Source organism: Kitasatospora sp. NPDC001540 (assembly GCF_042894345.1).
In the GTDB taxonomy this organism is placed as follows: Bacteria; Actinomycetota; Actinomycetes; order Streptomycetales; family Streptomycetaceae; genus Kitasatospora; species Kitasatospora phosalacinea_C.
In genome coordinates this window covers 95141-108376 of record NZ_JBIAVO010000021.1, presented here as the reverse complement: position 1 = coordinate 108376, position 13236 = coordinate 95141, and the positions used below count along the sequence as shown (strand labels likewise).

Annotated in this window: 8 protein-coding genes and 1 CRISPR repeat array (1 of these 9 running past the window's edge); of the genes, 5 read left to right on the top strand and 3 right to left on the bottom strand. The window is 73.5% G+C overall.

The annotated features are described in order from the left end of the window. Positions 1 to 411: 411 nt before the first annotated feature. From ACFY00_RS23905 to ACFY00_RS23890, 4 genes are all read left to right on the top strand, one after another. Positions 412 to 4677 (top strand): HAMP domain-containing protein, encoded by a 4266-nt coding sequence (locus tag ACFY00_RS23905; RefSeq protein WP_388033564.1) that lies wholly within the window; start codon positions 412 to 414, stop codon positions 4675 to 4677. 50 nt (positions 4678 to 4727) lie between these two features. Continuing rightward, positions 4728 to 7169: a SpoIIE family protein phosphatase gene (locus ACFY00_RS23900; protein WP_388033563.1), complete on the top strand. Its 2442-nt coding sequence runs from the start codon at positions 4728 to 4730 to the stop codon at positions 7167 to 7169. Positions 7170 to 7268: 99 nt separating this feature from the next. Then, a complete protein-coding gene (locus ACFY00_RS23895; protein ID WP_388033562.1) occupies positions 7269 to 8900 on the top strand; it encodes a phytoene desaturase family protein in 1632 nt (543 codons plus the stop codon). Between the two features lie 28 nt (positions 8901 to 8928). After that, positions 8929 to 9360, top strand: a complete 432-nt coding sequence (locus tag ACFY00_RS23890; protein WP_388033561.1) for an SRPBCC domain-containing protein — start codon at positions 8929 to 8931, stop codon at positions 9358 to 9360. 8 nt (positions 9361 to 9368) lie between these two features. Here the strand turns inward: ACFY00_RS23890 and ACFY00_RS23885 are convergent, their stop codons facing one another. The 3 genes from ACFY00_RS23885 to ACFY00_RS23875 form a co-directional block, all read right to left on the bottom strand. Continuing rightward, a complete protein-coding gene (locus tag ACFY00_RS23885; RefSeq protein ID WP_388033560.1) occupies positions 9369 to 9962 on the bottom strand; it encodes a flavodoxin family protein in 594 nt (197 codons plus the stop codon). A 106-nt stretch (positions 9963 to 10068) separates the two neighbouring features. Further along, positions 10069 to 11031, bottom strand: a complete 963-nt coding sequence (locus ACFY00_RS23880) for an MBL fold metallo-hydrolase (RefSeq protein ID WP_388033559.1) — start codon at positions 11029 to 11031, stop codon at positions 10069 to 10071. 54 nt (positions 11032 to 11085) lie between these two features. After that, positions 11086 to 11229 carry a hypothetical protein gene (locus ACFY00_RS23875; protein WP_388033558.1) on the bottom strand — a complete coding sequence of 48 codons (144 nt, stop codon included), beginning with the start codon at positions 11227 to 11229 and terminating at the stop codon, positions 11086 to 11088. Positions 11230 to 12306: 1077 nt separating this feature from the next. Here ACFY00_RS23875 and ACFY00_RS23870 point away from each other — a divergent pair. Further along, the gene (locus tag ACFY00_RS23870) at positions 12307 to 12576 is read left to right on the top strand and encodes a hypothetical protein (protein WP_388033557.1); all 270 of its coding nucleotides are present in this window, start codon (positions 12307 to 12309) and stop codon (positions 12574 to 12576) included. A 650-nt stretch (positions 12577 to 13226) separates the two neighbouring features. Continuing rightward, a CRISPR array of direct repeats spans positions 13227 to 13236; the repeat unit is 29 nt; it runs 3496 nt beyond the window's last position.

The following is a 13236-nucleotide window of genomic DNA, read 5'->3' as shown; positions in this document are numbered from 1 at the left end:
CTGGCCGCGGAGCCTGGGCTCGGCGGTGGGCCCGGTGCTCCCCTCGCGCTTCTCGACGTGGACGGCCCGGGGCCCGGAGCCGGTCGAGCTGCACGGCGGGACGGTCACCACCACGTCCGTCCCGGACTGCGGCACCGCGTTCACGGTGGACCTGCCGCCGGCCCCCGGCGCCGTCGGCGGGGAGGCGTTCACCGGGGCGCCGGCCGCCTGCGCGTCACCGTGCTGCCCTCCGGGGGCCGCGCGCCGCCCTCCTGAGGGGCCCCGGGCCCGACCGGGCGTTTCCCCCGCTTCACGGGGCTGGGGTAGCCTCGCCCGGGGCCCCGGGGTGACCGCACTCGGACCGTCCGGGCCCTGTGCGCACGATCGGTTGCTCCGCCGGACGGCGGAGCCTGCTAGGAGGCTGAGCTTTCGATGGCTGGCTCGACGACGTCGCAGGACTCCCGACCGGAGCCGGCGGCCGACCGCTCCCAGATCGGCGAGGCCGAGCTGCGGCTGCTGCTGGCCGGTCTGACCGCGGTGCGCGACGGCGATTTCAGCACCGAGCTGGCCGGGGACGCGGACGGGCTGCTGGGCGAGATCGCGACCGTGTTCAACGGCATGGTGGACCAGCTGTCCCGGTTCACCTCCGAGGTGACCCGCGTCGCCCGCGAGGTCGGCACCGAGGGGCGCCTGGGCGGCCAGGCGGTCGTCCCCGGGGTGTCCGGGACCTGGGCGGACCTGACCGACTCGGTCAACGCGATGGCGGGCAACCTCACCACGCAGGTGCGCGACATCGCCCAGGTGGCCACCGCCGTCGCCAAGGGCGACCTGTCGCAGAAGATCACCGTGGACGCCCGGGGCGAGATCCTCGAGCTGAAGAACACCGTCAACACGATGGTCGACCAGCTGAGCTCGTTCGCGGGCGAGGTCACCCGCGTCGCCCGCGAGGTCGGCACCGAGGGCATCCTCGGCGGCCAGGCCGACGTGAAGGGCGTCTCGGGCACCTGGCGCGACCTGACCGACAGCGTCAACTCGATGGCGGGCAACCTGACCGGCCAGGTCCGGGCGATCGCGCAGGTGGCGACCGCGGTGGCCGAGGGCGACCTGTCGCAGAAGATCACGGTGGCCGCGCGCGGCGAGATCCTCGAGCTGAAGGACACCATCAACACGATGGTCGACCAGCTGAGCTCGTTCGCGGGCGAGGTCACCCGCGTCGCCCGCGAGGTCGGCACCGAGGGCCGGCTCGGCGGGCAGGCCGACGTCCGGGACGTCTCGGGCACCTGGCGCGACCTGACCGAGTCGGTGAACGTGATGGCCGACAACCTGACCGCGCAGGTCCGGGCGATCGCGCAGGTCACCACGGCCGTCGCCAAGGGCGACCTGTCGCAGAAGATCCGGGTGGACGCCCGGGGCGAGATCCTGGAGCTGAAGGAGACCATCAACACGATGGTCGACCAGCTCTCCGCGTTCGCCGACGAGGTCACCCGCGTCGCCCGCGAGGTCGGCACGGCGGGCAACCTGGGCGGCCAGGCCACCGTCCGGGGCGTCTCCGGCACCTGGAAGGACCTGACCGACAACGTCAACGTGATGGCGTCCAACCTGACCGGCCAGGTCCGCTCGATCGCGCAGGTCGCCACCGCGGTGGCCCGCGGCGACCTCAGCCAGAAGATCACCGTCGAGGCGGAGGGCGAGGTCGCCGCGCTGGCCGGGGTGATCAACACCATGGTGGACACCCTCTCGGCGTTCGCGGACGAGGTGACGCGCGTGGCCCGCGAGGTCGGCACCGAGGGCATCCTCGGCGGCCAGGCCCGGGTGCCGAACGTCGCGGGCACCTGGAAGGACCTCACCGACAACGTCAACTTCATGGCGCACAACCTGACCTCGCAGGTCCGCAACATCGCGCAGGTCACCACCGCGGTCGCCAACGGCGACCTGACCCGCAAGATCGACGTCGACGCGCGCGGCGAGATCCTGGAGCTCAAGACCACCATCAACACCATGGTCGACCAGCTCGGCTCGTTCGCCGCCGAGGTCACCCGCGTCGCCCGCGAGGTCGGCAGCGAGGGCCGCCTGGGCGGCCAGGCCGAGGTGGAGGGCGTCTCGGGCACCTGGAAGCGGCTGACCGAGAACGTCAACGAGCTGGCCGGGAACCTGACCCGGCAGGTCCGGGCGATCGCCGAGGTGACCAGCGCCGTCGCGGCGGGCGACCTGACCCGCTCGATCACGGTGGACGCCTCCGGCGAGGTCGCCGACCTCAAGGACAACATCAACGCGATGGTCGGCTCGCTGCGCGAGACCACCCGCGCCAACGAGGAGCAGGACTGGCTGAAGACCAACCTGGCCCGCTTCTCCGGCCTGCTGCAGGGCCAGCGCGACCTGGCCGTGGTCGCCGAGGCGGTGATGGACGAGCTCACCCCGCTGGTGGGCGCCCAGGTCGGCGCGTTCTACCTCGCCGAGGAGGCCGACGGCGGCACGGTGCTGCGGCTGATCGGCTCGTACGCCTACCCGGACGGCGAGCGGCCGACCAGCTTCCGGCTGGGCGAGTCGTTCGTCGGGCAGGCCGCCCGCAGCAAGCGCACCATCGCCGTCGAGGCGCTCCCGGCCGGCTACCTGGCGGCCTCCTCCGGGCTCGGCCGCACCGAGGAGCTGACGCTGCTGGTCGTCCCGATCGTGGTCGAGGAGCAGGTGCTCGGCGTGATCGAGCTGGCCGCGGTCCAGCCGTACGCCCCCGTCCACCGGGCCTTCCTGGACCAGCTGATGGAGACCGTCGGCGTCAACCTGAACACCATCGTCGCCAACGTCCGCACCGACGAGCTGCTGGACGAGTCGCAGCGGCTGACCGCCGAACTGCAGGCCCGCTCGCAGGAGCTGCAGGCCCGGCAGGAGGAACTGCAGGCGTCCAACGCGGAGTTGGAGGACAAGGCCGCCCTGCTGGCCGCCCAGAACCGGGACATCGAGACCAAGAACCTGGAGATCGAGCAGGCCCGGCAGGAGCTGGAGGAGCGCGCGCACCAGCTCTCGCTGGCCTCCACGTACAAGTCGGAGTTCCTGGCCAACATGAGCCACGAGCTGCGCACCCCGCTGAACAGCCTGCTGATCCTGGCCCAGCTGCTGGCCCAGAACCCGACCCGGAACCTGACGGCCAAGCAGGTCGAGTACGCGGGCATCATCCACTCGGCCGGCTCCGACCTGCTGCAGCTGATCAACGACATCCTCGACCTGTCCAAGGTCGAGGCGGGCAAGATGGACCTCAACCCGGAGCCGGTGTCGCTGCGCAGCCTGCTGGAGTACGCCGAGGCCACCTTCAAGCCGCTGACCGGGCAGAAGGGCCTGACCTTCACCGTCCGCACCGCCGCGGACGTGCCCGAGCAGCTCGTCACCGACGACTACCGGCTGCGCCAGGTGCTGCGGAACCTGCTGTCCAACGCGGTGAAGTTCACCGAGCGGGGCCGGGTCGAGCTGCAGATCGGGCTGGCCGCGGAGGAGCAGGTCCCCGAGGGGGTGCGCCGCGGCGGTCCGGTGCTGGCCTTCCAGGTCTCCGACAGCGGCATCGGCATCGCGCCGGAGCACCTGGAGAGCGTCTTCGGCGCCTTCCAGCAGGCGGACGGCACCACCAGCCGCAAGTACGGCGGCACCGGCCTGGGCCTGTCGATCAGCCGGGAGATCGCCTACCTGCTGGGCGGCGCGATCACCGCCGAGAGCGTGCTGGGCAGCGGCAGCACCTTCACCCTGTTCCTGCCGGTCACCCGCCCGGAGTTCCTGGTGCTGGAGGCCGAGCAGCGGGCCGGGTCGGACGAGGAGCAGGAGGCGCCCGCCGAGGGCCCGCGCCAGCTCGTCGAGGAGGGCCCGGCCGCGCTGCGGCCGCGCCGCCTGCTGGTCGTCGAGGAGCGCCAGGGCGGCCTGCTGTCCCTGGTCGCCGAGAACGCCACCACCGAGCCGGTCGGCCCCGGGGAGGCCCGGCGCCGCACCGAGGTGGTCACCGCGGTCGGCGCGGCGGAGGCCGCGGCCGTCCTGGCGGCGGCGGCCCCGCACTGCGTCGTGCTGGACCTCGACCTGCCCGAGGGCGCGGCCCCCGCGCTGCTGCGCGAGATGGACCGCGACCCCGCGCTGCAGGGCGTGCCGGTGCTGGTCCACAGCAACCGCGGGACGCCCGGCGACGCCGACGCGCTCTCCCGCTCCGGGTCCCGCCCCTTGGAGGTCATCTCCAGCCTGGACGAGCTGCGCGAGCGGATCGCCCTGCACATGAGCGCCGACCACCCCCAGGACGTCCCGCTGGTGCGCGGGCTCCCGCAGGACGACCCGTGGGAGGCCGGGAGCTCCGCCCTGAACGGCCGCCTGGTGCTGGTGGTCGACGACGACGACCGGAACCTGTACGCCATCACCGGCATCCTGGAGCTGCACGGCATGCGGGTGCTGCAGGCCGAGAACGGCCGGGCGGCGCTGGAGACGCTGGCCGCCAACCCGGACGTCGACGTGATCCTGATGGACGTGATGATGCCCGAGATGGACGGCTACACCGCCACCGCGGCGATCCGCGCGATGCCGGAGCACGCGACGCTGCCGATCATCGCGGTGACCGCCAAGGCGATGGTCGGCGACCGCGAGAAGAGCCTCGCCTCCGGGGCCAGCGACTACGTCACCAAGCCGGTCGACGCGGGCGAGCTGATCAGCCGGATCGAGGCCCAGCTGACCCGGTAGCGCCCCTCCGCCCCCGTCCGCCCGCCCGCACCACCGCAGGAGTCCACGCCGTGCACCAGTCCCGGGAGCCGCACCCCGGCCAGGAGCTGTCGATCCCGACGAGCCGGGCCGAACTGATCGGCGTGCCACGGCCCGCCGTGCTCGAAGCGCACGCCGGGCCGGACGGCGCGGCGGTCAGCGGCGCCCTGGGGCGGCTGGCCGGGACGGTGGACCGGCTGCGCCGCCAGCTCGACGAGGCGCAGGCGCACGCCGCGGGCCGCTCGGTGGTGGAGATGGCGGTGGGCATCCTGGTGGAGCGGCTGCGCTGCGGGCCGACCGAGGCCGCCAAGCAGCTGCACCTGCTGGCGGAGCAGGCCGGCACCACTCCGCTGGCGCTGGCCGCCGGGCTGGTCAACCAGGCCGCCGCGGACAAGATCTCCGAGGCGGCCCAGGAGTTCGTGGCGCGCACCACGGAACCGGCGGACCCGGACGTGGGCGTGCGGCTGCGCAACACCGAGGCGGACGCGCTGAGCGGCAGCGACGCGGCGTCGGCCGCCCGGGCGATGCTGGAGCACGCGCTGCGGCCGCTCGGCGCGGTCGCGGTGGCGATCTGGGCGGCCCGGCCGGACCTCTCGCTGGCGCTGGCGGGCAGCGCGGGCTTCACCGAGGCGGAGGCGCGCCGCTGGCACCACGTGCCGCCGGGGGTGCTCACCGCGGCCCGCCGGGCCCTGGACGGGCGGACGACGGTGGAGTACCGCACCCTGGCCGACGCGGGCGTCCCGTCGATCGGGCAGCACGAGACGGGCGGCGGGCGGACCGCCGTCCCGGCCGGGGTCGGCGGTCGGCTGACCGGCGTCCTGGAGGTGTGCTGGCGCGGGGAGCCGCCGGAGCGATCGCAGTCGCTGCAGCGGCAGTTCGAGGCGCTGGCCGAGCTGTGCGCCGCCACTCTGGAGACCTGGGCCGAGGACGCCCCGGACGACACCCCGGCGTCCGGGCGGCTGGACGAGCTGACCCGGTTGGTCGACGGGCTGCTCGATCCGTGCATGGTCCTGGAGCCCGTCGACGACGCCTTCCCGCCGCAGTTCGTGATCCGGCACGCCAATCCGGCGTTCGTGGACTTCGCGGGCCGCCCGACCGCCTCCCTGGTCGGCTCGCCGCTGCTGGAGGCGTACCCGCTGGTCGCGCGGGAGGGCGGCCTGCTGGGGGCGGTGGAGGACGTCCACGCCACCGGGGCGCCGTTCCGGGACCCGGGGATGCGGCTGGCCGCCCTGGTCGACGGGGTGCTGCTGACCGCGGACGCGTACGTGTCGGTCAGCCGGCACGGCGACCACGTGACCGTGCTGTGGCGGCTGGCCGACCACACCCCGAAGATCGCCCGCCTGCTGCACCACGCGCAGCGGCTGGGCCGGATCGGCGGCTTCGAGGAGGACCTGGACTCCCGCCAGGTGGTGTGGAACGACACCCTGTTCGAGCTGTACGGGATGCCCCCCACCGCGCGGCCGATCGCCCTGGAGGAGCTGGCCGAGCACGCCCACCCGGACGACCGCGACGCCGTCGACCGCTTCCTGCGGACCCTGCTGCACCACCGGCGTCCGGCGTCCACCGCCTTCCGGCTGCAGCGCGCGGACGGCGTGACCCGGCACATCCGGGTGGTGGCCGAGCCGGTCCACGACCACGGGGAGCGGCTCAGCGCGGTCCGCGGCGCCTACCAGGACATCTCGGCGCAGCACTGGACGGAGGTCGCGCTCGCCGCGACCCGCGACCAGTTGGCGCAGACCGAGCAGCAGGTGGCCGAACGGCACCGGCTGGTGCGGCAGTTGCAGCACGCCATCATGCCGCCGAGCGCCGGTCCGCTGTCGCTGGGCGACCTGGAGGTCGCGGTGCGCTACCGCCCCGCGGAGAAGGACCACCTGGTCGGCGGCGACTGGTACGACGCGCTGCCGCTGCCGTCCGGGCAGGTGCTGGTGTGCGTCGGCGACGTCGCCGGGCACGGCATCGAGGCCGCCACCGGGATGGTCGCGCTGCGCAACGCGCTGCGCGGCCTGGCCGCCACCGGCGCCGGTCCGGCCCAGTTGCTGGCCTGGCTGAACAGCGTGACGCACCACCTGACCGACAACGTCACCGCGACCGCGATCTGCGGCCTGTACGACCCGCAGCGGCGCCGCCTGCGCTGGGCCCGGGCCGGGCACCTGCCGCCGGTGCTGCTGCGCGGCGGGACGGCGCGGTGCCTGCCGCAGGTGGACGGCATCCTGCTGGGCGTGATCGGCCAGGCCGACTACCAGGAGAGCGAGATCGAGCTGCGGACGGGCGACCGGATCGTGATGTACACCGACGGTCTGATCGAGCGCCGCGACCAGGGCCTGCAGGCCTCGCTGGCCAACCTGGTGGCCCTCTCCGAGACCGCTCCCCAGGCGGGCGCCACCGCGCTGGAGGCGCACCTGGACCACCTGCTGCGCTTCAGCGGCGCCGACACCGACGACGACACCTGCCTGGTCGGCATCGAGGTGCGGTAGGCCCTCCCCGCCCGGCCGCGCGACGCGGGCCCCGGCCGGAGGTGTGCGTTCCGGCCGGCCGGGGCAGGCGCGGGGCCGTCGAGGCTCCGAGGAGGCGGCATGGCTGACGCGATCGTGATCGGCTCCGGCCCGAACGGGCTGGTGGCGGCCAACCTGCTCGCGGACGCGGGCTGGCAGGTCCTGGTGCTGGAGGCGCAGCCCGACCCGGGCGGGGCGGTGCGCAGCGACCGGGGCGTGGACCCGGAGTTCGTCTCCGACCTGTTCAGCTCCTTCCACCCGCTGGCGGTCACCTCCCCGGCGATCCGGGGGCTGGGGCTGGGCGAGTTCGGGCTGCGCTGGAGCCGCGCCCCGCTGGTGCTGGCGCACCCGCTGCCGGACGGCCGCTGCGCCGGCCTGTACCGCGACGGCGACGGCATCGACGGGCCGGACGGGGAGCGGCTGGAGCGGATGTTCGGCGGGCCGGACGCCCGGGCCTGGCAGCGGCTGGCGGAGCGCTGGGACGAGCTGGAGCCGCACCTGGTGGACGCGCTGCTGAAGCCGTTCCCGCCGGTGCGGGCGGGGGCGGCGATCGCGGCCCGGTTGCGCACCGCCGGGCTGCTGGACCTGGCGCGCTTCCTGGCGCTGCCGGTGCGGCGCCTGGCGGAGGAGGAGTTCGCGGGCGACGGGCCGGGGCTGCTGCTGGCCGGTTGCGCCCTGCACGCCGACCTGCTGCCGGAGGCGGCGGGCAGCGCCGCGTTCGGCTGGCTGATGGCGATGCTGGGGCGGCGGCACGGCTGGCCGGTGCCGGTGGGCGGGGCGTCCGCGCTGACGGAGGCGCTGGTGCGCCGGCTGGAGGCGCGGGGCGGGGAGCTGCGCTGCGGGCAGCCGGTGCGGGAGGTGCTGGTCCGCGACGGGACGGCGCTGGGCGTGCGCACCGCGGACGGCTGCCGCCACCGCGCCCGGCGGGCCGTCCTGGCGGACACCGCGGCGACCGCCCTGTACGGCGGTCTGGTCGGCTGGGAGCACCTGCCGGGGTCGCTGCGCCGGGACATGGGCCGCTTCCAGTGGGACTTCGGCACCGTCAAGGTGGACTGGGCGCTGCGCGGGCCGGTGCCCTGGAGCGCGCCCCTGGCGGGCCGGGCCGGGACGGTGCACCTGGGCGCCGACCTGGACGAGCTCGGCGACTACGCCCACCAGGTGCTCACCGGGCGGCTGCCCGCCCGTCCGTTCGCGCTGTTCGGGCAGATGACGGTGGCCGACCCGTCCCGTTCGCCCCGCGGCACCGAGTCGGCCTGGGCCTACACGCACGTCCCGCAGCGGATCGCCGCGGACCTCGGCCCGGACGGCATCACCGGGCGGTGGGACGAGCGCGAGGGGGAGGCGATGGCCGACCGGATCGAGCGGCAGGTGGAGCGGTTCGCGCCCGGCTTCCGCGAGCTGGTGGCCGCCCGCCGGGTGCTCACCCCGCCGGTGCTGCGCGCGCTGGACGACAACCTGGTCGGCGGCGCCCTCAACGGCGGCACCGCGGCCCCGCACCAGCAGCTGTTCCTGCGTCCCACCCCGGGCACCGCCGGGCCCCGCACCCCGGTGGCCCGGCTCTACCTGGCCTCCGCCTCCGCCCATCCCGGCGGCGGCGTGCACGGGGCGTGCGGCGCCAACGCCGCGCGCGCCGCGCTGAACGCCCACCGTCGCTCCCCGGCCCGCTTCCTGCCGGTGGGCGGCTCCTCCACCCGGCGCGGGCCGCACCGCTGACCCGCCCCGTCCGAAGGGAACGGACCCCATGGCACAGCGCCAACGCCTGATCGACTGTCCGCCCGAGCAGGTCTGGGACGTCCTGGCGACCGCCCGGAGCTACGCGCAGTGGGTGGTCGGGACGCAGGACGTCCTGGCCGCGGACGAGCACTGGCCCGAGGTCGGGGCCCGGCTCAGGTTCCGGGTCGGCCTCGGGCCCGCCACGCTGGAGGACACCTGCGTGGTGCGGATCTGCGAGCCCGGCCGCCGTCTCGAGCTGGAGGCCGCGGCGGACCCGCTGGGCACCGCCCGGATCGCCTTCTCGCTCGTCCCCTGGGGCGAGGACACCCTGCTGCTGCTCGACGAGCACCCGCTGCGCGGCCTCGGGGCCCGGCTGGAGAACCCGCTGACCGAGCTGCTCCTGCACCTGCGCAACCGCCGCCTGCTGGGCAACCTCGCCCGCCACGCCTCCTCGGGCTGAGGCCGGGACTACTGCTCGTAGGGGAAGCGGGCGAGGCCGGGCCGCCGGGCGAAGAAGGTCTTGGCCCGGGCCGCCGCCCGCTCGTCGTCCCGCACCTGGCCCGGGCGGCTGGCGCTGCCCAGCAGGACGCCGCCGAAGCGCATGCCCATGTACGCGGCGGTGTGCTGGAGCGTCAGTTCCAGCGGGCGGGCCACCTCCTGCTCGGCGTGCGCCATCGCGGTGACGCCCCACAGGGTGCGCCCGGCCATCTTGGCCCGGAACTCCGGGTCGGGGGTGCGCAGCCACTTCGACCAGTGGTCGAGGTAGCGCTTGGTGGCGGAGGAGAGCGAGTACCAGTACAGCGGCGAGGCGATCACCAGGTCGCTCGCGCCGAGGGTGGCCTCCAGCAGCAGCGCCTCGTCCCCGGTGGTGGGCACCGACTCCGGGCCGCCCGGGGCGTGCCGCGCGTCGACGAACTCGGGCAGGTCGAGGGAGGCCAGGTGCAGCCAGCGCTGCTCGGTGCCGGGCGGGAGCTGCTCGGCGGCGGCCCGGGCGAGCGCCTCGGTGTTGCCGCCGGTGCGGGCGCTGCCGAGCAGGAACAGGAACGAGCGGGGCGCGGTCATCGGGGCTCCGGTGCGGGTGCTTCCGGTCGGGCGGCGGCCCGCCGGAGGGGGTGGGGCTGACGCCTGCCCAACCTCCGGCGGGCCGCCGGGCATTCCCGACCCTCCGTCAGGCCCGCAGGCGCAGGGTGGCGAGGTGCTCGGGGCGGATCAGCCGGGTGCGCGGGGAGAGTCGGCGGACCTGGTCGAGCAGGCCGTCGAGGTCCATCCCCGGGTCCTGGACGGCGGGCCCGGTCAGCGGCGTCTCGAAGTCGTCCCAGTGCACGGGGACGACGGTGCGCGGGTGGTCGAGCGCCTGGAGCAGCCGCGGCACGTACCGGTGGGTGGTGCGGGCGGTGCTCTCGACGGCGATCATCGCGACGTCGGGCCGCAGCCCGGCGTAGGTGTGCTCGACGAAGTCGCTGGCGCCGGTGAGCAGGGTCGCGGGGCCGTCGCCGAACTGCACCTGGAAGGCCAGGGTGTCGCCCTCGACGAGTTCGCCGATCGTCCCGGGCGGCGCCGCGGGCGGCGCGGTGAGGGTGCCGGGCGCCCAGTACCGGTGCTTGGCGTTGCGGCTGTGCAGGCTGGCCACCACCCGCACGGTGTACCCGCCGAAGTCGAGGACCTCGCCGCCCTTCACCACGACCAGCTGCGCCGGGGCCACGCCCATCGCCTGCAGCAGGTGGCAGGTGGTGGCGGTGCCGACCACCCGCACCCCGCGGCTCCTCGAGATGTACGGGACGTCGTTGACGTGGTCCCAGTGGCTGTGGCTGACCAGGACCAGCTCGGGTTCCCCGATGTGCCGGTCGACCACGTCGGTGGCCACGGTGAGCGGGGTCGCGGGGTCGAAGCCGTGGGTGGGGAAGCGGGTGAGGTACGGGTCGAACAGGACGGTGTGCCCGTTGCCCTCGATCCGCCAGCCGCTGTTGCCGAGCCAGGTGAACGCCGTCTCGGTGCCGCTGCCGGTGCCACGCTGCGCCGGCTCCTCGGCGGCGGCCGTGGGGACGGCGGCGGCCACCGGGAGGAGGGCGGCCCCCGCGACCGCCGTCCGGAGCAGTCCGCGTCGTCCTAAAGTCTTCTCGTTGTCGTTCATGCCCGGGAAGGACGGCCGCTCGGGTGCCACCGGTTCCGTCCGCGGACCGGGCCGCTACTTGTCGAGGACGCCCGCGGCGTGGGCGATGACGAGCAGGGAGGTGATGAGCGCGGCGATGCTCTCGATCGCCATCAGGGCCTTGGCCCGGGTGGACAGCGGCATGGTGTCGGTGGGGGTGAAGGCGGTGGAGTTGGTCACCGAGACGTACAGGTTCTACGTTCGCCCATCCGGTGTTGAGAACCTACCGGAGCACCATGGGACGAGTGAAGGGAATTGAAGACGGAGGGCCGCGCGCCCAACCGCCTCCGGCCACGACACCAACAGCCACCCACCACCACCATGACCTGCGGGAACGGGCTCCACAGCCGCGCTGTCCGGAAGATCGGTTCGACTGCCTGCACGAGGTAGTCGACCTCGCCGTGCGGCTGGTGCCGGGACGGCTCAGGAGGCTTCGGTTCCCAGGTACGGGTGCGTGGACCAGGCTGTACTCGGACTCATGCTGACTTCGCTGACCTGACGAGACGGGACGCCAGCTCGACTCGCCCAGGAGCCAGCGACAGGCCGACAGCCCACCCCTTCCTCGCCAGCCCCACCCCAACGCGAGCGCCGCTACCGGCCGGGACTCCGGGCAGCATGCCAGTCGCCAGCCCGGCAACGGCAACTGGCCGCCAGCTCTTTACCGGTCGGTGATGCCACCATCCGGGTGCCGACTCCGGGCGGCCCGGTCAACAGCACCGACTGGCGGAGGGTACCCCGCCCGACCCGCGCAACGTGTACGCAGCAACCAAACTGAACCCGGAACACCTGACGCCCGCCCAGGACCGAGGCCGCATCAGCCGGGTCCCGACATTGCGCTACAACAACGCGTACGGGGCGAGGATGCCTTTGGATCGCGCTGACCAACGGGAAGTTGACCATGAGAGCCATCCCATGGATGCTTGCAGCGCGCATCCAGGGGATACTGCTACGGCAGACCTCGGTCCCGCGCCTGCGGGAATGGCTCCAAAGTAGCTCAGGGCTCTGCTCAGGACTCTGCATCGGCCCCGCGCTCGCGGGGTAGCTCCACCAGTCACGAGCCAAGGCGACGCCTTAAGCACAGAACAAAGTGGCTCAGGCCTCGGCTGCTTCAAATGAAGTGCCTACCAATGTTCTTGATGGTCCATCAGGTGGATCGAGGCCGCGACAGTGCGCTACTGTCACCCTCAGAAAACAGAGAAGGGCGCCCCATGCCTGCGAAGCATTGATTGGGGCGCCCAACTATGACCTGGAGGACATATGCGTCTCCCGATCCGCGATGCCCGCATGCACGGCAGCATCCCGATCATCGTCGCACGTCAGCTGCGCCAGAACAAGGACCTGGTTGCATTGGCCACGACTGCTGCCACCTGTGCGCTCAAGGGACAGCCGACAAGCATCTCCCCGGAGCAGATTGCGGGATTGGTGATCGTGATCATCATCTTGATCGCCGCAAGTGCTGCCGCCTGTACGCCTGGTGGCCGGCCCCGCCCGAATCTGACCGGGGTTCGCTCAATGCGTAGCAGGTGAAGCGGTTGTCACCTCCCAGCAAGTTTCGAACGCGAGGGCCCGCAACGCCAGACAAACCGCCGATCCAGCTGGGGCGCAATCTATGTGCCCGCCCAGTTTGAACTCGCGATACTGGTGGTTATGGTGAGGCGCGGAGTGGCCCGGCTCTGACCAGGCAGTCGTCGTCCATGAGGTGTAGACGGCGCAAGACAAGTGGCTCCGAAGTCGGCTGGGTCTGCCGGTTCTGCTTCGAACGCACAGGGAGGGTGTCCAGCGTTCGGGTTGTGACAACCGAAGAGCTGGACACCCTCCCGACGGCACTCTGGGTGCGGATTGATGATTATCTAATCCGAACGCCATGCTTAGGGCGTCCGCTGCGGCTGACGGGCTCCGGAGCTGGTCTGCCTGGCCGTCGCCTAGGTCCTGCTGGTCTCCCGCTCCAAGGCCCGCTGGAGCCACTTCGTCCGCACCCACCTGCGCGGTATGTTCCTACACCTGCCCGAACTCCCGGCCTACAACAAACATTTGCGCGCCGCCAGGCGCCTGCTCCAGCAAGCTATCCGCGCCCTCGCCCAGGCGACCGGCCTGTGGGCCAACGCAGCGTGGATCACCGACTCCACCCCGTCGAGTGCGGTCGCTCCCGCGATACCGTCCGCCGTCATCGCCGCCGTGGAGCAACCC